24 protein-coding genes and 2 pseudogenes are annotated in these 23,756 nt (G+C 40.3%); 9 read left to right on the top strand and 17 right to left on the bottom strand.

All coding sequences use genetic code 11. The annotated features are described in order from the left end of the window. Positions 1-229: 229 nt before the first annotated feature. From Q7674_RS03515 to Q7674_RS03495, 5 genes and pseudogenes are all read left to right on the top strand, one after another. Positions 230-892: a hypothetical protein gene (locus Q7674_RS03515; protein WP_045066376.1), complete on the top strand. Its 663-nt coding sequence runs from the start codon at positions 230-232 to the stop codon at positions 890-892. A 132-nt stretch (positions 893-1,024) separates the two neighbouring features. Beyond that, positions 1,025-1,945 (top strand): polyprenyl-phosphate transporter, encoded by a 921-nt coding sequence (locus tag Q7674_RS03510; RefSeq protein ID WP_305421693.1) that lies wholly within the window; start codon positions 1,025-1,027, stop codon positions 1,943-1,945. Between the two features lie 140 nt (positions 1,946-2,085). Further along, a pseudogene (locus tag Q7674_RS03505) lies at positions 2,086-3,474 on the top strand (IS4 family transposase). A 136-nt stretch (positions 3,475-3,610) separates the two neighbouring features. Next, positions 3,611-4,231: an SCO family protein gene (locus Q7674_RS03500; RefSeq protein ID WP_305421691.1), complete on the top strand. Its 621-nt coding sequence runs from the start codon at positions 3,611-3,613 to the stop codon at positions 4,229-4,231. Between the two features lie 415 nt (positions 4,232-4,646). Next, complete coding sequence (locus Q7674_RS03495; RefSeq protein WP_023934366.1) at positions 4,647-4,907, top strand: Lpp/OprI family alanine-zipper lipoprotein; 261 nt, start codon at positions 4,647-4,649, stop codon at positions 4,905-4,907. A 546-nt stretch (positions 4,908-5,453) separates the two neighbouring features. Here the strand turns inward: Q7674_RS03495 and Q7674_RS03490 are convergent. Then, on the bottom strand, positions 5,454-6,794 hold the full coding sequence (locus Q7674_RS03490; protein ID WP_045065925.1) for a DEAD/DEAH box helicase: 1,341 nt from the start codon (positions 6,792-6,794) through the stop codon (positions 5,454-5,456). A gap of 223 nt (positions 6,795-7,017) precedes the next feature. On the opposite strand from Q7674_RS03490, the gene Q7674_RS03485 reads away from it, so the two are divergent. Beyond that, a complete protein-coding gene (locus Q7674_RS03485; protein ID WP_045065927.1) occupies positions 7,018-7,614 on the top strand; it encodes a DUF2238 domain-containing protein in 597 nt (198 codons plus the stop codon). A gap of 64 nt (positions 7,615-7,678) precedes the next feature. On the opposite strand, the gene galE is transcribed toward Q7674_RS03485, so the two are convergent. Further along, on the bottom strand, positions 7,679-8,698 hold the full coding sequence (gene galE / locus Q7674_RS03480) for a UDP-glucose 4-epimerase GalE (protein ID WP_008989380.1): 1,020 nt from the start codon (positions 8,696-8,698) through the stop codon (positions 7,679-7,681). A gap of 277 nt (positions 8,699-8,975) precedes the next feature. Between galE and Q7674_RS03475 the strand changes: the two genes are divergently transcribed. The 3 genes from Q7674_RS03475 (at position 8,976) to Q7674_RS03465 (ending at position 11,707) form a co-directional block, all read left to right on the top strand. Then, positions 8,976-9,899, top strand: a complete 924-nt coding sequence (locus Q7674_RS03475) for an alpha/beta fold hydrolase (RefSeq protein ID WP_045065929.1) — start codon at positions 8,976-8,978, stop codon at positions 9,897-9,899. A 228-nt stretch (positions 9,900-10,127) separates the two neighbouring features. Continuing rightward, on the top strand, positions 10,128-11,180 hold the full coding sequence (locus Q7674_RS03470) for a GGDEF domain-containing protein (RefSeq protein WP_023934370.1): 1,053 nt from the start codon (positions 10,128-10,130) through the stop codon (positions 11,178-11,180). An 11-nt stretch (positions 11,181-11,191) separates the two neighbouring features. Beyond that, complete coding sequence (locus tag Q7674_RS03465; RefSeq protein ID WP_045065930.1) at positions 11,192-11,707, top strand: NUDIX hydrolase; 516 nt, start codon at positions 11,192-11,194, stop codon at positions 11,705-11,707. Between the two features lie 180 nt (positions 11,708-11,887). On the opposite strand, the gene Q7674_RS03460 is transcribed toward Q7674_RS03465, so the two are convergent. The 15 genes and pseudogenes from Q7674_RS03460 to Q7674_RS03390 form a co-directional block, all read right to left on the bottom strand. Then, entirely contained in the window at positions 11,888-12,772 is an 885-nt protein-coding gene (locus Q7674_RS03460; protein ID WP_439788035.1) for a metal ABC transporter solute-binding protein, Zn/Mn family, read from the bottom strand. Between the two features lie 43 nt (positions 12,773-12,815). Beyond that, positions 12,816-13,691 (bottom strand): metal ABC transporter permease, encoded by an 876-nt coding sequence (locus tag Q7674_RS03455; protein ID WP_305421685.1) that lies wholly within the window; start codon positions 13,689-13,691, stop codon positions 12,816-12,818. Next, a complete protein-coding gene (locus Q7674_RS03450) occupies positions 13,691-14,449 on the bottom strand; it encodes a metal ABC transporter ATP-binding protein (RefSeq protein WP_439788033.1) in 759 nt (252 codons plus the stop codon). The genes Q7674_RS03455 and Q7674_RS03450 overlap by 1 nt, the downstream gene beginning before the upstream one ends. Next, positions 14,446-15,366 (bottom strand): metal ABC transporter solute-binding protein, Zn/Mn family, encoded by a 921-nt coding sequence (locus tag Q7674_RS03445; RefSeq protein ID WP_008989387.1) that lies wholly within the window; start codon positions 15,364-15,366, stop codon positions 14,446-14,448. Before Q7674_RS03445 ends, Q7674_RS03450 begins: the two co-directional genes overlap by 4 nt. Before the next feature lie 55 nt (positions 15,367-15,421). Then, on the bottom strand, positions 15,422-16,018 hold the full coding sequence (locus Q7674_RS03440) for a DUF6162 family protein (RefSeq protein WP_305421683.1): 597 nt from the start codon (positions 16,016-16,018) through the stop codon (positions 15,422-15,424). Next, on the bottom strand, positions 16,015-16,338 hold the full coding sequence (locus Q7674_RS03435; RefSeq protein WP_023934378.1) for a hypothetical protein: 324 nt from the start codon (positions 16,336-16,338) through the stop codon (positions 16,015-16,017). The genes Q7674_RS03440 and Q7674_RS03435 overlap by 4 nt, the downstream gene beginning before the upstream one ends. Positions 16,339-16,430: 92 nt before the next feature. Further along, a pseudogene (locus Q7674_RS03430) lies at positions 16,431-17,262 on the bottom strand (DUF4198 domain-containing protein). 13 nt (positions 17,263-17,275) lie between these two features. Beyond that, a complete protein-coding gene (locus Q7674_RS03425; protein WP_045065935.1) occupies positions 17,276-17,800 on the bottom strand; it encodes a DUF2271 domain-containing protein in 525 nt (174 codons plus the stop codon). Positions 17,801-17,817: 17 nt separating this feature from the next. Further along, complete coding sequence (locus tag Q7674_RS03420; RefSeq protein WP_305421681.1) at positions 17,818-18,444, bottom strand: PepSY-associated TM helix domain-containing protein; 627 nt, start codon at positions 18,442-18,444, stop codon at positions 17,818-17,820. A gap of 248 nt (positions 18,445-18,692) precedes the next feature. Beyond that, complete coding sequence (locus tag Q7674_RS03415) at positions 18,693-19,877, bottom strand: tetratricopeptide repeat protein (protein WP_045065951.1); 1,185 nt, start codon at positions 19,875-19,877, stop codon at positions 18,693-18,695. Then, positions 19,877-20,533, bottom strand: coding sequence for an energy transducer TonB (locus tag Q7674_RS03410; RefSeq protein WP_045065939.1), 657 nt, complete (start codon positions 20,531-20,533; stop codon positions 19,877-19,879). Before Q7674_RS03410 ends, Q7674_RS03415 begins: the two co-directional genes overlap by 1 nt. Further along, positions 20,533-20,937 (bottom strand): ExbD/TolR family protein, encoded by a 405-nt coding sequence (locus tag Q7674_RS03405; protein ID WP_045065940.1) that lies wholly within the window; start codon positions 20,935-20,937, stop codon positions 20,533-20,535. The genes Q7674_RS03410 and Q7674_RS03405 overlap by 1 nt, the downstream gene beginning before the upstream one ends. Next, positions 20,934-21,467 carry a MotA/TolQ/ExbB proton channel family protein gene (locus tag Q7674_RS03400; RefSeq protein ID WP_023934383.1) on the bottom strand — a complete coding sequence of 178 codons (534 nt, stop codon included), beginning with the start codon at positions 21,465-21,467 and terminating at the stop codon, positions 20,934-20,936. Before Q7674_RS03400 ends, Q7674_RS03405 begins: the two co-directional genes overlap by 4 nt. Further along, positions 21,467-22,834: a MotA/TolQ/ExbB proton channel family protein gene (locus Q7674_RS03395; RefSeq protein WP_045065942.1), complete on the bottom strand. Its 1,368-nt coding sequence runs from the start codon at positions 22,832-22,834 to the stop codon at positions 21,467-21,469. Before Q7674_RS03395 ends, Q7674_RS03400 begins: the two co-directional genes overlap by 1 nt. Continuing rightward, a complete protein-coding gene (locus Q7674_RS03390; protein WP_023934385.1) occupies positions 22,834-23,607 on the bottom strand; it encodes a DUF3450 domain-containing protein in 774 nt (257 codons plus the stop codon). Before Q7674_RS03390 ends, Q7674_RS03395 begins: the two co-directional genes overlap by 1 nt. Positions 23,608-23,756: the final 149 nt, after the last annotated feature.

Genomic DNA, 23,756 nt, shown 5'->3' with positions numbered 1-23,756 from the left:
ATAAGCTGAACATATGTAAGGTCATTAACTACACATATTTTCATGTTTTCTAACGCTTTCTTTTGATTTGAGACCACTCGCAAACTTCTTTCATCTTGTTATTACATCAGTAAAAAAATACTTATCTAAGGATCTCATTTCTACTCTAAGAAAATTGAAGTTTCTTTCTAATAAAGTGATGATTATTACTTATATGTCACATTATGGATTGTTGTGAAGAAGAGTATTTATGGGAAATATAACAAAGTTAACTTTTATATGTATTTCTTACCTTGCTTCATTTAACGTTAATGCAGAAAGCGATTCACCGCGAATAATTAAATTATCACCAGAAAAAATCACCCAACATAATGTTGATTTACCTTTAAACCAATTTAAGTCATTAGAAATTTTAGCCGCTAAGAACGTCAGCAGCGGTCAAGTGCCACGTCCCTATCAGTTCACCGGAAATAACCAAGCTTCTCTTTTTGGCGTTGATCTTAATAACAATGGTATTCGTGATGACTATGAACGCATGCTGTTAAAAAGCTACCAACGCTCAGAGTATGTTGCGATGGGGATTTTAGCTGCTGAGCGCTGGGATAAGTTACTTCGTCTTTTACAATCGCAAGAAAGCATTAAAACACCGTATCAAGCATTAGAGTTGTTCAACGATACGATTGCGATTAACCAGTGCTATTACTCTTTACAACAAATTGACAAAACACTTATCTCGCCAGTATTGAGTTATTTTAATAATGATCAATTATTAGAAGCAAAGTACCAAGCAGAACTATTACTGCTTGATATTATTGGCAGTAAGCAAACAAGTTTTACTTTCCACCAAGAGCCATGTGAGCGTTTTGCTGAATTTGCTAAGAAAGCGAAAACCACCAAATTTGCAGCCTTATAACGCACTCTGCTCACATAATGATTTTGCTTACAAATAAGCCACCTTATCAACTCAGTGATTTGTGGTAGTATCTCTGCTCTTACTTGTATAATGTGCCAAATTTTATTGGCTATCATAGAGATACATAATCTAATGAATAAACTTTTCACCTTTCTAAAAGGCATGGCTATGGGTGCAGCCGATGTCGTACCTGGTGTTTCTGGTGGCACCATTGCTTTTATCACTGGCATCTACGACACCCTGCTTGAGAGTATTCGTCGTGTTAATCCTTCTCTAATTGGTATTATTCGTAAAGATGGTATTAAAGGTGCCTATGAGCATATCAATGGTACCTTCTTAATTTGCTTATTTGCTTGTATCTTAACTAGCATCTTCACTTTCGCTAAAGTTATTACTTGGATGCTAGAAACACATCCAATTCCATTGTGGTCATTCTTTTTTGGTCTCATCATCATCTCTGTTATCCATATGTTTAAACAAGTGGATAAGTGGACTATCGGCCGCTTTATTGCCATTATTTTTGGTGCTGTATTCGCTTACGGCATTACTGTATTGCACCCTGTTGCGATGGAACCAACACCAATTAACATATTAATTGCTGGTGCTATTGCTATTTGTGCCATGATCTTACCGGGTATCTCAGGTAGCTTTATCTTACTGCTTCTGGGTATGTATGCTCCTATCCTTGCAGCTGCAAAATCATTTGATGTTGTAACACTTGGAACTTTTGCAATCGGCTGTTTAATTGGCTTATTAAGTTTCTCTCATTTCTTATCTTGGCTTCTTCGTAACTACCGAGATCTCGCTTTAACTTTCCTTACAGGTTTGATGATCGGTACATTAAGTAAGATTTGGCCTTGGAAAGAAGTCATTAGCTGGCGTGTAAACTCACATGGAGAACAAGTACCACTGCTTGAGCATAACCTATCTCCATTTAGCTTCGAGCAAGTGACTGGACAACCTGCTCTCATTACTTACGCTGTACTTGCAATGATCTTAGGTATTGCTGTGGTATGGGGACTAGAGAAGTTTGCTGCAGCAGAACAAAAATAACAACGAATAAAACAATACCTAAAGGCAGCCATTGAGCCTGTCTCTTATACACAAATCCCTAAGCCAATGCTTGGGGATTTTTTTGAACTAATTTTATGTTTCATGATCTGATCATCTAAGCAATGATAAGGATGATTATGATGACCTATATAGAACCAACTCTTTGGGCTAAAAAACAATTCGGTCAAGCCGATCTTAATGACCCAAGACGCACTCAAAGACTCGTTGCTCTAGCTACCTCTCTGGCTGAACAACCTGGTATCCCTATCTCAAAACTCATCATATCCCCAGCCGATATGGAAGGGGCTTATCGCTTTATTCGTAATGACCAAATCAAAGCAGAAGATATTGCAGAAGCTGGATTCTATGTCACAGCACAAGAAGCTTTTAAACAACAAACACTGCTTGCATTGGAAGATACCACTTCTCTAAGTTACTCACATCACAGCATACAAGATACACTCGGGCATTCCAATCAAGGTAATCGACACCGAGCAATGTTCGTTCATTCAACGTTGCTTTTTGCTCCCGAAACTCACACTGTAGTTGGTTTAATCGAACAACAACGCTGGACCCGAGATATTGAAAAACGTGGTCAAAGACACCAGCACGCAACTCGACCATACAAAGAAAAAGAAAGTTATAAATGGGAACAAGCATCTCGCCATGTTGCAGAGCGACTAGGTGAGAAAATGTCAGAGGTTATTTCTGTGTGTGATAGAGAAGCCGATTTATTCGAGTACCTCACTTACAAGCACGAGCAACAACAACGATTTATCGTTCGCTCAATGCAAAGTCGCTGTATCGAGGAGCATGATAATCGTCTTTATGACTACGCTTCCAAGTTGTTATCAGCAGGAAGCAAAGAGCTAAAAATACCGCAAAAAGGCGGTCGTAAGTCCCGCACGGCTCATCTAGACATCAAATATGCTCCCGTGACACTTAAGTCTCCCGCCAATAAAAAAGAGTTCGATAATATCTCTCTCTACTATGTTGGATGTATAGAGCAAGGTGAGAGTGACAACAAGCTCGCATGGCATTTACTGACATCAGAGCCTGTAACGAACAAAGAGGAAGCACTTAACATCGTCAGTTATTATGAGCGTCGTTGGCTGATAGAAGATTTTCACAAGGTTTGGAAAAGTGAAGGCACGTAAGTTGAACAACTGAGAATGCAAAGTAAAGATAACTTAGAAAGGCTCAGTGTTATTTTGGCATTTATTGCTACTCGTTTACTCCAGTTAAGATTTATGAACGAATCTAAAGAGTTATCTAGTAGCTGTTGTGAACGGGTGTAAAAAGGTAAAGCGTGGAAGCTTATGTGGTTAAAATTGGAGAAGAAAAAACTGCCCAAAGAAGCACCAAATATATCGTGGGCTTACAAAAGTATTGCACGGTTAGGTGGCTGGAAAGATACCAAGCGGACGGGTCGCGCTTCTGTAAAGACATTATGGCAAGGATGGTTTAGGTTACAAACCATCCTTGAAGGATATGAACTAGCTAAGTCTCTTGAACACAATGACTTGTGATCAAGAGACAGGCCATTGAGCTGCCTTTTTTCTATCTTAAAATCCTACCTCACAAAAGTATAAAACTCACCTACACTTATCATTAAGCTAAACGCATAATCGGGTTTTACTGTTGTGCTTGTTTAAGGATAAACAAATGAAATACCAATGGATGATTCTGTCACTCGCCTTAATCGCTGGACTAACGACCAGCTATATTCTTGATAGTCGTGATCCTAACCTTTCTGTCGAACCTGATTACCCAATCAATATATTAGAGTCAGGAACTGATGCCGTTGACCTATATGACCCTGCAGATAACAGAGTTCGTTTAGTCTATTTTGGTTATACACAGTGCCCTGATGTATGCCCAACGTCCCTCGCTGTTATGTCAGCAGCTTTAAAACAAATCCCATCAGAGCAACTAGCACATATATGGTCAGTGTTTATTACCCTCGATCCTGAACGAGATGACGCTATCACAAGTGCTAAATATGCAAAACACTTCCATCCAATGATTTCTGGTATGACGGGGACAAATAAACAAACAAAAGCATTAACTGAAAAATATGGTGTACTGAAAATACGAACAGAACTAAAAGATTCAGCGCTTGAATATGCGATTGATCATAATTCCTATTTTTACTTTATCGCGCCAAACGGTGAGCTCATTAAAAAAATTCCTCATCTTCACAACCCTGCACCATTAATTTCAGCAATACCAGATATTCTAAAACAAGTATCAAATTCACCATCTAAACAAAATGAGAGCATATAGTTTTATAATCACAATAAGTAATAGCTAAAATCAGCAAGTAACAGGTTTAACATTAACGTGAAACTGATCACAAAAATCGTTTGCATTTTCGTTCATTTATTCGTCTGTTATGTTTCTTTTTTTGCTAATCGTATTTTTTTACATAACGCTGACTTATTGATTCTGTAACAGTCATAAATATGCCTCTATCCCTTATTGCAAGCGGTGTTGCGCATAGTTAGTCAGTAATACAGTATGAAAATTTAATGTAAGATTTGTATGGTTTTTAACCAAAAAACGTATTAAACACTATTTTTTTTGAACTTCACCAAAAAAATTAATGAGCAATTTTAAGAAGTTATGCCATAATGAATTTGCCAACTCAAACTTTCACACTCATTTGTAGTGGCAAAATCAATATGGAGATTTATAAAAAATGAAACGTACTGTATCTATCTTAGCTGGTGTTCTACTATCTGCATCTCTAGTGGGCTGTTCAAGCACTGAAGCAGATCAAATGCAACAACTAACTAACAAAGTAGACACTCTAGCGGAGCAAGTAAGTGCACTACAAGGTCAACAAGACCAAATCGTTAGCGCAGTAAACGATTCTCGTGCAGCGTCTGACGCAGCTTACCAAGAAGCAATGCGTGCTAACAAGCGTATCGACAACATTGCTGGTTCTTACACTAAGTAATTTGTCTTAGGCTAGATACTTAGAGAGATGGCTTTTTAGCCATCTCTTTTTTCTTAAATAATCCATATCCCCGTATTATTCACCAAACTTATCCTTTCTAACAATAACGACGTAAATCTTGTTAATACAGTGGTTAATATAAAATACACCATTACTTTCACTGTATATAAAACAATCATCACCTCACAGTGCTGATATCAGTAATCATTGCAGATACTTGATTTCAATACTATCAGGATAATCCTGCTTTCCATAAAATGAATTTGAATAAGAAACAATGTGAAACGTGCACGATATAAACGTGATAGTCGCGTGTATGAGTGTATAGATACATTTGTAACTGTTTCTGGTTTGACTTCTATCCTGATTCTCAACTCTTTTATAGCTTGTTATGTAGATGACATAAAATAAGTGCATAAAAAAACCGATAAACTGGGTTTATCGGTTTTTACACACTGAAAGGATCATTCAACAGAACTGCAGAGTAAGGTCTTAATTCATCAACAATAGAGTGCTGCTCTGACTTTCCATACTATACGATGTTGATTATTCGCTATCGTTGCTTACATCAACATTACGTTTTTTCTTAGGAATAAATACGTCATTACCCACTGCTTGGTTCTCGTAAAAACGCTTATCCACTTTACGTTTCGCTTTAGGTGTTTGCTTCTTCTGTGCAACCACTTTCTCGCCTGTTGGTTTCTTCTTAACGAATTTCTTCTTCGGTGCAGGCTTAAGACCTTTAAACTTACCTTCTAGACCTTCGATAGTTGAAAACTCAATACGTTGGTTAAGGAAAGCTTCAACGTTCTTAAAGCTCTTCCAGTCTTTAGGACCAACAAGTGATACTGCATCACCTTTGTTACCCGCACGACCAGTACGACCTACACGGTGAACATATTCTTCGGCATGTTTTGGCATATCGAAGTTAATGACTAGTGATACGTTATCAATGTCCAAACCACGTGATGCGATGTCCGTTGTTACTAAGATCTTGTGACAGTTACGCTCGAACTGGCTCATGATGCTATTACGTTGGTTCTGATTTAAGTTACCACTTAACGCAACCGCTTTTAGTTTACGCTCGTTCAACTCATTGGTTAGACGATCAGTATCTGCACGTGTTGCCGTAAAGATAATGACCTGGTTGTAATCGGTTGTTTCTAACACTTTATCAAGCAGTGCTTGTTTATGATCTAGGTGATCACAAAGAATAAAGCGTTGCGTGATGTCTTTATGCTCTTCTGCTGAGTGACCAATAGAAATACGTTTCGGGTTGTCCAGCATTTCAGATGCAATCTCAATCACTTCTTGGTTATCAAGTGTTGCAGAGAACATCAGTGTTTGACGACGACGGTGATTTGCCGCTTCATTAATACGACGTAACTGTGGCGCGAAACCTAAATCAAGCATACGGTCTGCTTCATCAAGGATCAGCATTTCTAAACCATCAAGGTGCGTACTACGGTGCTCTAGGTGATCGGCTAAACGACCCGGTGTTGCTACAACAAACATAGGATCGTTACGCAGTGCTTTAACCTGATCGTTAAAGTTTTCACCACCTACAATTAGCGTACCATCGTAGGGTGTACCTGCATTTAAAGTGCGTAACTGAGCAAAGACTTGTTTTGCTAGTTCACGTGTTGGCGTAAGAATAACTACACGAGGATCACGACGTGTAAATGGCTTGCTACGGTACATACGCTGCATTGCAGGTAGCAAGAATGCCAATGTTTTACCGGAACCCGTTTTCGAAGAGGCCAAAATATCTTTGCCTGCGATAGCAACAGGGATTGCTGTTTGCTGAATTTCGGTTGCTCGATCAAACGCCAAGTGATTAATTTTTTTAAGTAGGCGTGGGTCTAATCCAAGATCTTTAAAATGCAAAATGATGCTCCGGTAAAAACAACTCTCAGGATAGAGTTTACTGTTAACTATGATGAATATCACAATAACGTGAAAAACATTAGCCGCGGATTATAACACAAGTTCTGACTAAGAAAGAAAATTTACCCGCTTCATTTCGTAGCTAAAATGAAAAATCGTGTGAATTGGAAATTAATGAGCATTTAGTCTAATCTAGCCGAGATTTATTCAATAGGGATATATGATGTCAGACAATAAATTTCCTTTATGGTTAGCCATTTCTTATGGCCTCTTTTTTATTATTTTAGGAATAAACCCAGCATTTAGAGAAGTATGGATAGCTGAAGCGATTCCACTCGTACTAATCTTTGGTGTACTGCTCTTCACTTTTCGCCATTTCCGCTTTAGTAACCTTGCTTATAGCTTAATGGCAATTTGGCTGGTACTGCATAATATTGGCGCACATTACACGTTTGCGAATGTCCCATTTGATTGGTTCAACGATTTGATTGGCTCAAGCCGTAATAACTTTGATCGCCTCGCCCACTTTTCTATCGGCTTTTATGCTTTTCCTATCGCTGAATACCTTGTAAGAAAAAATCACTGTAAACCGCTCATTGCTGGTTTATTTGGCTTATTTGCTATTATGGCAACCGCCGCCGCTTACGAAATCATTGAATGGTGGTATGCAGCAAGTGCTGGTGGTGAAGCTGGTATCGAGTTCTTAGGCTCTCAGGGTGATATTTGGGATGCACAAAAAGACATGCTAGCAGATACACTAGGTGCACTATTTAGCTTGAGTTTGTTCTTTATTTTCAAACCGTATCAACAAGAACGCTAAAGCATTTAGCTAGATAAAAACAAGGCGCTCATTGAGCGCCTTGTTTATTTGTAACCATCAAAACTTATTCAGCGTCAGGGTAACCATTTGGGTTAGTTGACTGCCAACGCCAAGTATCTTGAGTCATGTCATCTAAGGTTAGCTTCGCTTCCCAATGTAGTTCAGCTTTTGCTTTCGCAGGATCTGCCCAACATTCAGCAATATCACCAGGACGACGTGGTGCAATACGGTATGCCACTTCAACACCTGATGCTTTCGAGAATGCATCAACCATTTGCAGCACACTGTTACCATTACCTGTACCTAGGTTGTAGATATGCAAACCTGCTTCAGCGCCTTTATGGTTCAGCGCAGCTAAGTGACCATCTGCTAAGTCCACAACGTGGATGTAATCACGTACACCTGTACCATCAATCGTTGGGTAATCATTACCAAACACTGATAGGAATTCACGACGACCGACTGCCACTTGAGAAATAAATGGCATTAAGTTATTTGGAATACCTTGTGGATCTTCACCCATGGTACCTGATTTATGAGAGCCCACTGGGTTGAAGTAACGCAATAGCGTAATGCTCATTTCTGGGTGAGCATGTTGAATATCAGCTAAACACTCTTCAACCATTAGCTTACTGCGACCGTAAGGATTCGTTGCGCTGGTTGGGAAATCTTCTGTAATTGGCACAGAAGCAGGATCGCCATAAACTGTAGCTGATGAACTGAAGATCAATGCATTAACGCCAGCGGCACGCATCGCTTCTACTAACACTAATGTACCGTGAACGTTGTTGTCGTAGTACTCAAGTGGCTTTTCTACTGATTCACCAACGGCTTTTAAGCCTGCAAAGTGAATAACCGCATCAATTTCATTTTCAGCAAATACACTGTCTAAAAATGCACGATCACGAATATCACCTTTATAGAAAGCAGGCTTAACACCTGTTAGGTTTTCAATTCGACCTAATACTGTTTCTTTACTGTTATATAAATTATCGACGATGATCGGTGTCATACCCGCTTCAATCATTTGTACACAAGTATGGCTGCCGATATAGCCCATGCCACCAGTAACTAAAACACGCATAGTGTCTCCTAATCCTTAAAAATGCTGACTACCTATAAACTTACGCTCAAAACATTGAATCAAACGTCAAACAAAAGGTTAATCAATCAGTTGCCGATAATTATCATGAGAATACATCAATTAATCAAGTCAATGATGCTGAAGTATGTCATCAGCGTCACTTAACCCCATTTATCTATGGTTACAATTATCGATGAAATCTTATTGTTATCAGCTTGCCTGAGAATTATAAAACACCGTATTATTTAGTTCACGTTTTTCTATTAGTCGAGCCATTATGAAACGTTTATTATCCAAGGCCCTTATGGTCTGTAGCCTTTTCACTCTGCTCACTGGCTGTGAAGTTGTTCAATGGAAAACAGATCATGACAATACAGCCCTACATGAAGATGGGTTTACAAAGCACACATTAGCATTAAAAGAAGGCGGCAAACTGACATACTGGGAAGGCGGTAAAGGTGAACCTTTGTTGTTACTCCATGGCTTTGGTGGTACTGCTGCTGCAACATGGAAAGCAGAAATGCTTGAATTAAGCCAAGATTACCGTGTTATTGCACCTGATTTATTATGGTTTGGTGAGTCACAAAGTGACGCAAAGCCTCGCTTAACCACTCAAACCCAAGCGATTTGGCAATTGCTCAACAGTTTGAACATCGACAAAATCAACGTCGTTGGTATCTCATACGGTGGTTTTGTCACTTACGATATGATGACAACACCTGAGCGTATTAATAAAGCCATTATTATCGCAAGCCCAGGCCCACTTTTTAGCGATAGTGACTTAGCAGATTTAGTGCAACGTGCTGGTGTTAAAGCGCCAGAAGATCTCTTTGTGCCAGAAAATGGGGATGGTATTCGTCGCCTATACGACAACGTTTTTGTGAGTAAAAAGCCTCTCCCTGATTTCCTCGCCAATCAGATTTACCAAGGCTATTTTTCACAATGGAAACCACAGCGTACCCAGTTAATTCAAACCCTGCCTTCCGATCGTGATCGTATTCAGCAATTTGATCCAAAACAATTACCTGAATTAATGCTTATTTGGGGTGAAAAAGACAAAATATTTCCACTATCAAACGGCATTAAATTAAGTAAATACACCCAAGCCCCTATTGTTGTATTACCTAACACAGCTCATGGCGTTACCAATGAGCAACCAGAATTAACATCAAAACTTATTAATAATTTTCTACAGCAATAACTCATCGAATATATAAGAGGTAAGAAATTACCTCTTATATTTGACCTTTTAGACACTTATTTGATCACCCTGCCAACAAATAATTACAATTGCCCCTTTTTATTTGTCATTGTTATAGCTAGTTACATTAATTTTCAAAAATAATTAGACATAAAGTGAAATACTGTTATCCTCGCCGATGCACAACATGTTGCATTCTTTTACTCTGTGCAAGGCGTTTCTAACTTTATGACGACATTAATAAAAAGCCATCAACTCCAACCTACAAATTTTGCTTATATCGAACTAAGCGAAAACACACTCAAGAAACAATTAGCGTTACTCTTCCCTTTCTCTGGTGCAATTTGTGCGGTTATTGCATTTACTTACTTTGTTTCTAACGCTGAATACTACTTTACCTTTGTGGGTGTTGTTGGGATGTTGCTTTGTTATGCCTTAGCCATACTTAACCGCTCTGCCATTTCATCTAAAGTTTTATTTTGGATCTTCTTAGTTGCAACCACCCTTGTTTGCGCCAGTGGTTTTTACTTTGATGGTGCACGTCATATCAGTAACACTATTGGTTTAACTATTCCGTTACTGTGCTTTTTTGCACTTAGAATTAAAACTGCAGGCTGGTATAGTCTGATTTTTGGCTTTATTTATATTGTATTAAGCATTTCAGAAATCACTAATAAACACTTACAGATCTCCTCTGCGTTGCAGAATATCTGTGCTTATTCCATTATTTTCGTGATGGCATTTTTACTTTCTCGTCACCGTTACGATGCTATTAAACAAGTAAAACGCACCACCACGCACGATTACCTAACAGGTCTACTTAACCGTGAAGGTTTTGTCCCACTATATTTAACTGAATCATCACGTTGTCAGCGTTATCGCCGTGATATTTCGATGCTATTGCTTGATATTGATAATTTACGAGAAATCAATGATCGCTTTGGTTTAGATGCAGGTGACAAAACCATCATGATGCTTGCGAAATGCCTCAATGAACATTGTGGTGATAAAGCCAAAATCGCCCGTTTAAGTTGCCAAGAGTTTTGTATTTTATTACCTGATGCCGATATTCAAAAAGCTGAATTTATGGCGATTCAACTACGTAATGAAGTCGCTAAATGGTCACTAGAATTAGAAACCGGACATCGTATTAATATCACCATTAGTGTAGGGATAACCGCAGTGGAATATCAAGATTTTAGATACGATTACATAAAGGCTGAGAGTGCATTGATGCGTGCGAAACGTTGGGGATATAATCAAATCGCAACCAACGAATAAAGGTTATTTCTATGTCCTCAAAAATACGCTATCAATGGAAGTGTTTTTCAGTCGAAGAACAAGCGCACTTGTTACCAAACAACAAACAAGTGAATTTCACGACGATTAAGCATCCCGGCGCTGTCGTGATTATTCCTATTAATAGCCAAGGACATATCGTTCTCGTTAACCAATATCGCCCAGCGATTAAGCAATGGATTTTAGAGTTTCCAGCTGGCACATTAGAGCCAAATGAAGATGTATTTGAATGTGCTAAACGTGAACTAGCTGAAGAAGTGAATTTAAAAGCTGAGAGCTGGCAATCACTCGGTGAGCTTCTCCCCGTTCCGAGCTTTTGTGACGAAATCCAATACCTGTTTGTTGCTACCGATTTAACACCAACCATTGGTGAATTGGATGACGATGAAATTATTGAAGTTGTCACACTTTCAGTACAACAAGTCGAACAGAAGATTGTTCAAAACGAAATTCAAGATAACAAAACCTTAGCAGCCTTTCTTAAAGCCCGTCTTGCTGGCTATCTATAATCACTTAAAAACACCATAAAAAAGCCCAGCATTAAGCTGGGCAAAAGTAGTACCTTTTAATTATCTGTTCTCATGGGTAACAGATAAGTACTTACACGTCGAAGCAGTGGACGCTTGACTCTTCTACTATCACAATTCACGGTTACAATTTATTTACAACCATATGAATAAGTAGACTTTTTAAAAATTCACTTCCCATCGCTGTAATGGTTTTTCACTGTTAATACCAGCACGTCCCCAACGATCAATACTATCAATAACAATCACTTTGGTTTGTTCTGTAACTAATTTTTTCATACTTTGGCTCAATGCTTTAGTCGTGAGCAAAGTAACTGAAGGATCCTCTGCCACCAATTTCACTAAACGGGCTTTATCTTCGTCATTCCATTCCAGCTCAGGCTTAGTGAGGCGATCAACAACAAACAATTGGTTACCTGATGCGAAATCTTCTAATTCCGAGGATAACAACACAACAGCGTCAACATTCGCTTCCATTAACGCTTTTTGCTGGCGATTGATCAGTTGACGTACATCTGTCATTAAATCTTGTTGGTTCTGTTTAATTTGCGGTGCTTTTTCTGAGTATAAGCGCTGAAGATCACGACTAACAATTGATGACATCACAGTTAAATTATTCGGGTTTAACCACGCATACATAGATGTTGAACCATCATTTAAACGTAACGTCGCTACCCCCTGCGCACGCGGTGAAATTGCTTGTGACGCATCAATTTCGACCACTTTAATATTGCCTTCACGAGCATGCTGGAACAAAGGATCTTGATGCCAAATAGCACCTAACGAAACAACCGCGGTTGCGGAATGGCTTGCTACACTGGCAACTTCTGAACCTTTAGTGGCAAACCAATTCGGTAAACGAGAAATACCGTAACGTTTCGGAGGCAAATACCCCGTTGTGATCCCCGTATCTTTGGTCAATTCAGATGCCAACATATAAGTAACAGGCGTTGCGGTTAAAATATCTTTAGCATTCGCCATTGTTGATGGCAACAGCACTGATGCAGTTAAACAAGCCCCAACGATTAACGTTTGTGACTTACGCATAGCGCGAGAAAACGGATTGATTAAAAACATAATGTTTCCTTTATTAACCTTTACGCACAATGCGGAAAATCGTTGCTGATAAAAAGAAGAATGCAGACACAATAATAATCGCAGCCCCTGATGGAACTGGCATCTTCAGCTCCATCGGTAATACAGTACCAATGACGCAGCTGATGGTTGCTAACAGCGCTGAAAGTAAAACAAAGCTCCCCATATTTTTGGTAAGCAGTCTTGCTGTCGCTCCCGGAATAAGCAGCAATGCCCCAACCAATACCGCACCGACAATTTTGACAGATGCAATGGTGACTAAAGTGATCATCATGACAAACAAGTAGTCGTAAAAATTGGTTTTATAGCCACGTACACGGGCAATATCAGGGCTTATACAAGTCAGTAAAATACGATTAAAAGTTGGGATTAATAGCAACACAATTAATGCACAGCTAACGGCTAACACCATTAAGTCATAATCTGTCACCGTTAAAATCGAGCCAAATAACACGTTTTCTAACATGTGAATATTGATCTTACGGGCTACATACATCAATAAGGCAGCACCGACAGCCAATGCTAGCGCTAGGAACACCCCAACTAAGGTATCGTACGGTACGTTGGTACGGTTACGGACAAAATGCAGTAACAATGCAAAGATCATACAAAAGCTAAATAAACCAATAAATGGATTCTCTGGCGGCTCGCCGAGTAACACACCTAAAGCAATACCCGTTAATGCAGCGTGACCAACAGCTTCAGAAAAGAACGCCAAACGCTTTGCAATAACTAATGTCCCTAAGCCACCAAGTAGCGGCCCAAGTAGCAATGCAGCTACAATGGCATTGACCATAAACGCATAAGAGAAGCTTTCGCTCAACCAGCTAGCATCAACACCTAATTGTGCCCAATGTCTTAACAGTTCCATTATGCGACCTCTTTCTTCGCTGAATCTGATTCAAACGGCTGAGTATAGTGATTGAATAAACGCTCAATTTTTTCTGGCACTAAGACTTCACTGTAATCACCGCTATCGACCAAAACACGATTAACAACATGTACTTGTGCCTGTAATCGGCGCACAGCTGTAACATCATGGTGAACAGCCAGCACCGTTTTGCCTTGTCCCACAAAATCTTTGATCAAGGATTCTAAATAACGAACACCTTGCTCATCCATCCCGGTTGTTGGTTCATCAAGTACCAACAGATCGGGGTTATCGAGTAACGCTTGTGCGAACAAAACGCGCTGTTGCTCACCGCCAGATAACTGCCCCATACGTCGTTCAGCACGGCTTGCCATACCTACACGATCTAATTGAGCCAATGCGCGTTGTTTGTCTTTTTGTCGTTGACGCCAAAATAGCGGTGAACGAGTTTGATTCAGCAGAATAAAATCCATCACGGTTAGTGGTAAGCTTTGCTCAAACATGGCTTTTTGCGGAACATAACCGATAGTGCCCGCTTTACCGTTATTGACTGATTCATCCCATAAAATGTCAATTTCCCCACCGAACGGGGTTAAGCCTAAAATTGAACGTAGCAATGAGGTTTTGCCACCACCGTTTGGCCCCATCACAACGTGACATTGACCACCTTCAAACTGATGGGTGATATCAGACAAAATCTGATTCACACCGTATTGAAGATTGACGTTCTTAAGCTGAATACTTGGGCCGATGATCATGCTTGATCCTTCTTAGCCGCAAATTTCATTGCTTCAACTAACGTCATCAGGTTTTCATTCATTTCAATTTCGACTTTCTTCGGATCGTATTGACCATGAGTCATGTGAGAAAAGCGGTATAACTGAACACCTGTTGCTTTTTCTATGGTATCAACATAACGGTTTGGCATATTTAGCTCGTAAAACAGCACGTCAATGCCCGATTGTTTGATCTTTTCAATCGTTTCTTGCAGTTGGCTTGCGCTTGGCTCTACCCCATGAGCAGGCTCAATAACAGCAGCTACATCTACACCAAACTCTTGTAATAGATAGCCATAAGCATTGTGTGTAGTTGCCACTTTCATACCTGCGGTATCTAAGTCACCTAACGTCAACATCGCATCACGCTTCATCAAGCGAAATTGTTTGGCATAGTTACGCGCATTCTTACGGTATTCAGCTGCGTTTTCTGGATCGATTTTCGCCAGTTCATTGGCAATGGTGTAAACCTTTTGAATTGTGGTCGATAAGCCAACAAACGTATGTGGGTTTACCGCGCCAGTGCCTACTGATTGACCCATCGCAGGCAGTAGAGGCACATCTTTATTCGCTTCAATTACAATTAAATCATCACGGTTTGCCGCTTGAATCACTTTCAATGCAAAATCATCATGACCGATACCATTTACTACAATGATATCCATTTGTTTCAAACGCTTAAGATCGTTAGGTTGAGGCAAATAGTTATGAGGGTTAAAGCCTGCATCGACTAGCGGCAGGATTTCCGCTTTATCTCCTACCACTGCTTTTACATAGCTATAGTAAGGCTGAAGCGTAATACCTATTGTCTTCTTTTCTGCCGCAAAGCTATTAAAACTTGCCGTCATTGCAGCCAAAACAGCTAAGGCACTAAGACTTGATTTAATTAATTTGTTCATTGTTATAAATATCTCAGTAGATTGAGAAAAGGCAGAGACCAATGTTCTGCCTCATTTAATGAGAATGGGTTGAATTAGCTGAAGATGATGTATTTTCAGCAACAGGTTGGAAGACTATTTGTGTCCAACCGTTTGAAATTAATTGCTGTTCATCAACCTTTTGTTTAGTTTCAAAAGGTTTAGCTTGGTCATCCATAGCAAGCCAAATATCAGGAGCTTTAGTATGGCTGTTTAGTACGATTGACATCGAACCCGAATCACTTTGACGAAGACCTTGATACGTACCGTCTGCAACCAGTGTCCATTGATGACGACCTTTACGTTGCCAGCTTTTATCTTTCACAAAAGGTGCAATCCAAAACTCTTCTAGCTCATTAAGTTTTGGTAAACTACCTGTGCCATTTTCTAGAACTGTGTCTTGGAACAAGTTACGAATTTCTTCATGGGCTAAACGTAATTCCGCGACCATTGCCAATTCATCAGGTGATAAATCATTGATCGCAACCTGATGAGAAAGTAACGCGGCTTCTGGTTCTTTCGCTTGGTGATAAGGCAATAGCACAAAAGCAATCAGTAAAATTAAGCCAATACACAAGCCAACCCATTTGCCTTCACGATCACCGTTATCAGATCGAACAGATTGACGGATCATTTCTCTTTAATCTCTACCACATCCACTTCCACTGGGTTTTCATGTCCAGCATCGAATACCAAGTAAAAATCGGTATCAGGTTTGGTAAATTCCGCAATTGAACGTTTATCTGTCATTGCTTTAGCAATCAAATTGTCGTCGTAGTCAAACATATCAACATTGTATTCAACAGCAGTACTACCATCGCTATACCCTGCTTCACAAAGCACCTTGTCAGATTCAAACCAACAACTCATCAATGGAAAGTGGGCAAAAGCTGCGCTTGAAAACGTACCCACACAAAATAGCGATACAGATAAAAGGGAAGATTTAATTTTCATAACTATCTCAAACAAGCCACTAATGGCTTAAACGTTATAAAAGGTTAGGCGCATTAATCACACGCCTAACGAAACAGTAAATTAACGATGAATTACTGAAGAAGCGCTTCAAAGGTTAGATGAACGTTAACATTCGCACGATCATACATAGGATCGTTTTCTACCATGCCTTTGTAGTTCGACTTCATCAGGTAGCGACCTGCAACAGCTGGTGTAAATGTGATCATGCCGTCTTTGTCACTCACCACATCAATTTGCTCTTGATGGTTACGGTATAAAGTACCTTCACGAGTAATGTCGGCAGTTACGCCAGCTTGCGGTTTACCATTAAAGAAGAACTGGAATGTCACAGGCTCACCTTCAACAATGTCAGATGGATGTGTCACAGGTACCATTTCCAAGTATTCACTAGGTTAACTCCATTGCCTTTTTCGATGGCTTACCAACAGTCACATAGGTTTCTGCACGGGTGTAGTTAACTTGAGTGACAACGTCACGTGATTTTTCTGGTAATACGGTCAAACGGTTAGCTTTATTAGCTTCAGCCCATTTAACAGTGTCACGACGACCCGCTTTATAATATGTGTAGTATTTAGGCGTCTGATTAATTTGAATTTTGTGTGTCCCTTCTTCTTCAAAGAAGAAATCAAAAATCGCACGACGTTTACCACGGATAGTAAAGTTAGGGGTTGTCATACGGCCATCAGGCATGATCACCTGTGTAGTTTCAATACTTGCTGGCTTATCGTAAACAAAGGTTCCATGTGACGCTGTCACGTCAAAAGATAGCCAGTCACCGCCTTCTTTCGAAACAGTAAAGTGTGATGGTACAACCCAACGAGGGTGAGCTTGAGCCACTGACGTCATGCCAAGTCCTGCAGCAACCAAACAAGCCAGAGATAGCGCTTTATATTTATTATTCATGATGACAATTCACTTAAAGTTTGTAGTTAATCTTGATGGTGCCTGTTTCTTGAGTTGGTGCTAAAACATAGCTAGCTTCGCTTTCACCTAAAGAAAGTTTTTGACGCAGATAGTTACGACCACCGTGCTCACGAACCACTTCAACATAGAAGGTGTAATCCCCTTGCTCTACACGATTACCTTTATCGTCTAAACCATCCCAAGAGAATCGGTATTCACCAACAGGACGAGTCGCAGAGGTAACAGCATCAACCAGTTCACGATCGTAACGACCAACTTTTCGCCACCAGCTACGTAAATCTTTTAGCCACTCATCTTTTCCTACCCACAGCTGCATCGTGCGAACAGGCTTACGTTGACTATCTTCAATCCACACCGCAACGTAAGGGCGTGCGTACATGGAGGTTTCAATACTCGGTAAGGTCAACTCAACATCTAATTTGGCTGACTCTGGTAAAGGCTTTGCAAATACCGTTGATAATGGCGCCAACAGTAACGTTGCCAGTAAGGTCTTTTTCATTTTATTTTTAATGGTCATCGTTAACCTGTTAAATACTAAGGAACAAAAGCAAGATAAATGAATGCTGTGATGATTGAGCCAGCGCCCATCCACTTCATTGAAGTGATTAGTGTTTTCTTCTTAGGTAGCAATAAACACACACTTGTTAAAACGAAGAAAATCATTAATACTGCAGTGATATCGATAAACCACTTCCACACTTCACCACTATTTCGCCCTTTATGAAGATCATTTAAAACCGCAATGATCCCGTAATGGGTGCTTTCAATCGTGGCTTCTGCAGTCGTCATATCGATGAAAACAGTAGCGTTATAACCAGGGCCTTTGTAATCGAACGAGATCTCCCCTTCGATGAGTTCGTTACCATCAAGATCGGTAAACACTTCAACTTCAGAAGGTATGCCACTCACATTTGCATGCTGAGATAAGTAATCGAGCAATGCTTTTGTATTGGGTACAAATTTGCCTTGCTGAGAAGAAAACAGTTCAGTAGGTAGTGTTAGCTGTTGCTCTGTAATGTTCGGAAAATCAGAGACAAACACTTCAGGACGGTTAAGCGTAATACCTGTAATTGCGAAGAACAAAACGACTAATAACAGTGCCATTGAAATGTAAATGTGCAGGCGTCGAGCCCACAGTTGAACGCTTTTATGCTTTAACATTGTTGCCAAAGAAACTAACTACCGACTGAGAATAGATGTGAATTTAATTGATAATCGTTCTTATTGGCATTTAATTTACATTGTTTACGTTGGTGACTAGATCGTAACAAAGCTTGAAGTTTCAAAACTTACGAAGAGACTTTAACTTATTAATTTAAATAAACATTAATATCTCAAATATAAAAGAGGCGAGCACAGTGGCTCGCCTCTTTAACTTACTCAAAACAGATAATTATGCTTATGAATAATTAACTGGTTTCTTCCATTTCACGCATTTGCGATAAATATTTTACCCAGCTAGATGCCGCCGCTGATGTTTTAATATTATTCGCTTGTTTGGCATGAATAATTGCATTGTCAAAATCATTCAACTTGTAATATGCACGTACTTTCGCCAATTCAACATCAGCCTGTTTATCTTTACGTTTTACTTTATTTAGTTCCGTTAACGCTTTTTGGTAATGGCCTTCTTGCAATAACAACTGTGCTAACTGCCAACGGTACTTGTTATTACGCTGAGCTGCTTTTCGCCATACATTAATCGCTGATTGCCACTCTCTTGCCATTTGCCAATAGTTTGCTTGCTCTACCAGCAATTGTGTATTGCTATCAGCGCCATCAAGCTCAGCAATTTGTTTCGCTGCACGCTCGGGAATACCACGTTGAGCATAAAGCTGAGCTAAACGATGTAAGTCTTGCTGTGTTAACGCCACACCTTGGTATTTTGCTAACTTCAATGTACTTAAAGCGTCGTTCGGCTTTCCAGCTCTGATCTGAATATTTGCCAGTTGTTGCCACCAGTTCAGCTTAGTAGGCTCTAACGCAATTAACCGATTTAAGGTTGATGTCGCCCCGCTCCATTGCTTTAACTGCAATTGCGCACCAAGTTTAATTGATAGCGGCGACATTTCATCTTTACGGTTATAACCATCGTAACGCTTCATCGCCGTTAGCACTTTTGACCATTGGCTTAATTGGTAATGGGATTGCGCAATACGAAGCCATAGCTCGTATCCCTTTTGATTTTTAGGGATACGTTTTGTTAGCTGGTAATAATGTGGTAACGCTTGGCTGTATTTTTGCTCTGATAACAAAATATCTGCCAGCATACGTTCAGTAACCCAAGCTTGATCGTCTTGCAATAAGCCACTTTTTACCGCTTGGGTTAGGTTACTGATTGCCTTGGCGCTATTACCTTGTTGCCAATAAAACACCCCAAGCATACGTTGAACAAACGCTTTGTCATAAGCTTGGGTTGGCTTTAACGACACCAATAAAGCAATTGCCTGATCGACTTTATTATCTAACTGTAAGTTATTGGCACGTTGCACTTTTACCGCGATTGGCTGAGACAATTGCCCACCCGCATAAGCACTTGATAACGGTAAACTTGTCGCAACAGTTAAAGCAATTATAAATGCTAGTTTCTTCATCATTGATTCAACTTAAACTCTATACGTGCGGTTTGACCATACTGCGCCACAGCAGTGCCGTTTTGCTCTTGAGGTTGGTATTTCCATTTACGCAATGCACGGATCGCTTCTTTATTAAACAGGCGACTTGGCTTAGCTTCCACCACGCTAATATCAATTGGGCGACCTTGCGGATCAATGGTGAATTTCAACACCACATAGCCTTCTTTACCCTGCTTTAAAGCACGAGGTGGATATCGAGGCTCTACTCGATATAACGGCATCGCTTGCAGGCTTAGCCCTACACTCGGCTCACCAACAGCAGCTGCAGCACTACTAAAATCACTAAACTTCGGCATATTAATCGCAATGCCCGTCACTGCGGTGTCTAAGCCTAAGCTATTAACAGAAGCAACAGGCTGAACACTTGCTGTTGCCATTTTAGACATTGAAGGCTTTGCTTCTGGCGGTGGCTCCGGTGTTTCAGGTGGCGGTGGTGCAACTCGCTGACGACGTTGCGGCGCTTGTTCTTGCTCCACCATCACCATATTGAAAGCCAAAGGCTCTTTATTATCCGGCGCTTTATGATTTCCGTTATCCACCATCCACGCCATGAAAGTAAACAAACCTAACGCAACCGCAATGGCGAGTGGCAATGCCATTAATAAACGGATCATTAGTTTTTCTCCGCCGCCAATGCAATATTCTTGATGCCCGCGCCTTTCGCAGCATCCATTACCTTCACAACTGTACCATTGTAAGCATGTTCATCAGCCTGGATCACCAATGATGCATCTGGTTGTTCCGTTAACATGTGCTCTAGTGTTGCTTGTACACGTTCCACATCAACAACGCGCTTATCAATATAAACATCGTTAGCAGAGGTGATTGCAACAAAAATACCAGCATCTTTTTGACTTACCACATGGTTTGCTTGAGGACGATTAACTTCAACACCTGATTCGCGCACAAACGAGCTAGTAACAATAAAGAAGATCAGCATGATGAATACAATGTCGAGCATCGACGTTAAATCAATTTGGGCATCTTCACGGTTTGAAGAACGACGACCGAGTCTCATTGCTGACTCCTTAATAATTTTTCCAATTTAAGCTCACGCATCTGACAAGCTTTAGATAAACGCGCGTGAACAAACATACCCGCCAATGCAGCCACCATTCCCGCCATCGTCGGCAAGGTAGCTAATGAAATACCAGAGGCCATTAATTTAGGCTGGCTACTGCCTTGGGTTGCCATCACATCAAACACTGAAATCATGCCTGTGACCGTACCAAGTAAACCCAGCATAGGGCAGATAGCAACTAACACTTTAATGAAATTAAGATTATGATTTAAAGCAATTTTCGCTTCGTTAAGCCAACCATCACGAATGGCACAAGCATGCCATGATTCATGATCTTGTCGTGCCATCCATTGGCTTAACCATTGATTTTTTTGTTTAGGAAAATAGAAGAACAAATAAATCACACGTTCAATCACCAGTAGCCAACACAGCACCACAACCGCTGCAAGCCACCATAATATGGCGCCACCTTGCGCCATAAAATGTGAAAGCGAGAACCACCAGCTTTGTAAAATGCTGATATCCATTATGCGGCCTGTCCTGCAACTACGGGTTTATTGGTCGCTTTTTTCTCATCGTTCTTTTCTGCTTGTTCAGCGACCAAGCTAATGCCTTGTTTTTCAAGGATTGAACGAATGTTTTCTGCCTGTGTGCTTAGTACGTTATGAGCAAGCAATAATGGCATAGCTGCAATCAAACCAAGAACAGTTGTAACCAATGCCATTGAAATACCACCTGCCATTACTTTTGGATCGCCGTTACCAAACTGAGTGATCACTTGGAACGTTTCGATCATACCTGTCACCGTACCTAATAAACCAAGCATTGGTGCTAGTGCAGCAAACAGTTTCAGCATAGACAAACCTTTCTCTAGCCCCTGTTGCTCATCAACAATGGCTTCAAGTAAACGCAACTCTAGTGCTTCTACGCTACGATTTTGTTCTTTATTATAAACAGCCAGAACGCGGCCTAACGGGTTGTTGCCCGCTTGGTCTGGATTTTTAAGCTGTTTCTTAATTTGTTGCTTGATCGTTGCCAATTTCACACCACGGAAAATGGCGATACCCGCACCAATAGCAAGTAGTAACAGAATAATTTTACCAACAACACCACCAGCCGTTAGGCGATCTTCCAACGTTGGTGCATTATCTAATTGATCCAGCATCACACCACGAGAAGGATCAAGTGCAATGGTCTCTTTGCCTTCTGCTGCAATATTAGCTAAATCCGCTAATTGTGGACCATTTTCAGGTTGCTGCTGATAAGCCATTGAAATGTGACGCGCACCATCCCATTTTAAATAGCCTTGCTGTGCGACTAAACCTAGCGCACCTAAACGTAATGCATCTTCAGTAGATTGCTCGCCTTCACCATTGATAAATGGCACTTTCACTTTAGCCAACTCACCGCTTGCAATAATTTGTGCTTCCATTGCTTGCCATAAGCCGTTTAGCTGTGTCATTGAAGGCAGTGCTTTGGCATCAACAATTTGATTGACCACAGGTACATATTGAGTGACATCAACACCAGTGACAGCGTAACCTTGTTCAGCTTTCAAATCTTTAGCTGTTTGACGAACAACACCAAAAAGCTCACCTAAACTGCCAGAGTCCAGTTGTAGCTGTTGTTCTAACTTTGCTAATTCTGCTTCATTCTTACTAAAGCTTTGACTTAGGGTTTCAGTTTGCTGCTTTAACGCATTACGCTGTGCTAATAGTGCATCACGTTCACTGCGAATTTTTTGCGTCGATTGATTAAAGCCCGCTTCACGCTGTGCATTATGCTGTTGCTGAGCAACGTTTTCTTGTTTTGCTTGTTGCACTACAGATTCTGCCGATGCAGTAAATGGCACAGATGCCATACATAGTGCGATGGCTAACGCTTTTAATTTCATTATTTGCTCTCCACGTTAGCGACAGTTGCTGAAACAGGTAAACGTAATAGACTCGGTGCAACTTGGTTATTTGCCATTTCAAACGCTTTATTGATGTTTTCAGCTTCGCTGCTATCAAGCGCTTGCCATTGTTTTGTCTGGCTATTCCAACTCCAGTAGTGCGAACCATTTAAGCTACGCGCTACAAATGCCATGCGACCTAAGTACAACAAATCAGCTTCAATGGTTTTACCACCAGCAAGCGCGATCTTATCTTGGTAAGTACCTAGCTTAGTGCCGTAATCCATTTCAATTTGGTATGCTTCCAGAATACGACGAAACTTCTCTGCATCACTGATATCTGCTTGAGACATCATGCTCTGTAGCTTTTCGATACGTGCTAGACGTTGGTCGTGCTTGATAGGTTTATCTTGCTCAACAATCGTCGATAAGCCATCAATCATCTGATACATCAAAGGCACAACACCTTGGCGAGTCTCTTTGATGTTGGCGATTTGCTCATGAATAGACGTGATTTCTTGGGTTTGATTATCCACCATACGTGCAAGGTGATCGTGGTACACCTGAAGGTTCTTTAATTCTTCTTGAATTTGCTCAATTTCAGCTTTCATCGCAATAGAAGCATCAGCATTACGATCAATCTTGTCTTGGCTAACTGCCGATGCGGCGTTGGTTTTGTTTTCAATCGAACGTGCTGTATCAAGACTGCTTGCCTGTACCCCAGTTGTTACACTCAAAATAACAACCGCTAAACTGGTTTTAATAAAATTCATAATCAAACTTAGTAATGAGTAATCTTTAAATACAAGAAATAAAAAAGAGTTTTAAAAATAAAAAGTTAAAGATTATAACTGATAATAACTTTGCCAATAATACTTAATCGTAACAAAGGGGAAGCCATGACTTCCCCTTTCATTACAGG

The sequence above is a fragment of the Photobacterium leiognathi genome (genome assembly GCF_030685535.1).
Lineage (GTDB): Bacteria > Pseudomonadota > Gammaproteobacteria > Enterobacterales > Vibrionaceae > Photobacterium > Photobacterium leiognathi.
This window is presented reverse-complemented; position numbering and strand designations above follow the sequence as displayed.

What these genes read in the sequence shown, in the direction of transcription:
- Q7674_RS03500 (WP_305421691.1), top strand. Translation starts at nt 3,611, where the DNA reads ATGAAATACCAATGGATGATTCTGTCACTCGCCTTAATCGCTGGACTA.
- Q7674_RS03460 (WP_439788035.1), bottom strand. Translation starts at nt 12,772, where the DNA reads ATGCGTAAGTCACAAACGTTAATCGTTGGGGCTTGTTTAACTGCATCA.
- Q7674_RS03450 (WP_439788033.1), bottom strand. Translation starts at nt 14,449, where the DNA reads ATGATCATCGGCCCAAGTATTCAGCTTAAGAACGTCAATCTTCAATAC.
- Q7674_RS03495 (WP_023934366.1), top strand. Translation starts at nt 4,647, where the DNA reads ATGAAACGTACTGTATCTATCTTAGCTGGTGTTCTACTATCTGCATCT.
- Q7674_RS03435 (WP_023934378.1), bottom strand. Translation starts at nt 16,338, where the DNA reads ATGAAAATTAAATCTTCCCTTTTATCTGTATCGCTATTTTGTGTGGGT.
- Q7674_RS03410 (WP_045065939.1), bottom strand. Translation starts at nt 20,533, where the DNA reads ATGATCCGTTTATTAATGGCATTGCCACTCGCCATTGCGGTTGCGTTA.
- Q7674_RS03470 (WP_023934370.1), top strand. Translation starts at nt 10,128, where the DNA reads ATGACGACATTAATAAAAAGCCATCAACTCCAACCTACAAATTTTGCT.
- galE (WP_008989380.1), bottom strand. Translation starts at nt 8,698, where the DNA reads ATGCGTGTTTTAGTTACTGGTGGCATGGGCTATATCGGCAGCCATACT.
- Q7674_RS03420 (WP_305421681.1), bottom strand. Translation starts at nt 18,444, where the DNA reads ATGTTAAAGCATAAAAGCGTTCAACTGTGGGCTCGACGCCTGCACATT.
- Q7674_RS03395 (WP_045065942.1), bottom strand. Translation starts at nt 22,834, where the DNA reads ATGAAATTAAAAGCGTTAGCCATCGCACTATGTATGGCATCTGTGCCA.
- Q7674_RS03425 (WP_045065935.1), bottom strand. Translation starts at nt 17,800, where the DNA reads ATGACCATTAAAAATAAAATGAAAAAGACCTTACTGGCAACGTTACTG.
- Q7674_RS03445 (WP_008989387.1), bottom strand. Translation starts at nt 15,366, where the DNA reads ATGAACAAATTAATTAAATCAAGTCTTAGTGCCTTAGCTGTTTTGGCT.
- Q7674_RS03405 (WP_045065940.1), bottom strand. Translation starts at nt 20,937, where the DNA reads ATGAGACTCGGTCGTCGTTCTTCAAACCGTGAAGATGCCCAAATTGAT.
- Q7674_RS03455 (WP_305421685.1), bottom strand. Translation starts at nt 13,691, where the DNA reads ATGGAACTGTTAAGACATTGGGCACAATTAGGTGTTGATGCTAGCTGG.
- Q7674_RS03390 (WP_023934385.1), bottom strand. Translation starts at nt 23,607, where the DNA reads ATGAATTTTATTAAAACCAGTTTAGCGGTTGTTATTTTGAGTGTAACA.
- Q7674_RS03475 (WP_045065929.1), top strand. Translation starts at nt 8,976, where the DNA reads ATGAAACGTTTATTATCCAAGGCCCTTATGGTCTGTAGCCTTTTCACT.
- Q7674_RS03515 (WP_045066376.1), top strand. Translation starts at nt 230, where the DNA reads ATGGGAAATATAACAAAGTTAACTTTTATATGTATTTCTTACCTTGCT.
- Q7674_RS03485 (WP_045065927.1), top strand. Translation starts at nt 7,018, where the DNA reads ATGTCAGACAATAAATTTCCTTTATGGTTAGCCATTTCTTATGGCCTC.
- Q7674_RS03415 (WP_045065951.1), bottom strand. Translation starts at nt 19,877, where the DNA reads ATGAAGAAACTAGCATTTATAATTGCTTTAACTGTTGCGACAAGTTTA.
- Q7674_RS03400 (WP_023934383.1), bottom strand. Translation starts at nt 21,467, where the DNA reads ATGGATATCAGCATTTTACAAAGCTGGTGGTTCTCGCTTTCACATTTT.
- Q7674_RS03510 (WP_305421693.1), top strand. Translation starts at nt 1,025, where the DNA reads ATGAATAAACTTTTCACCTTTCTAAAAGGCATGGCTATGGGTGCAGCC.
- Q7674_RS03465 (WP_045065930.1), top strand. Translation starts at nt 11,192, where the DNA reads ATGTCCTCAAAAATACGCTATCAATGGAAGTGTTTTTCAGTCGAAGAA.
- Q7674_RS03440 (WP_305421683.1), bottom strand. Translation starts at nt 16,018, where the DNA reads ATGATCCGTCAATCTGTTCGATCTGATAACGGTGATCGTGAAGGCAAA.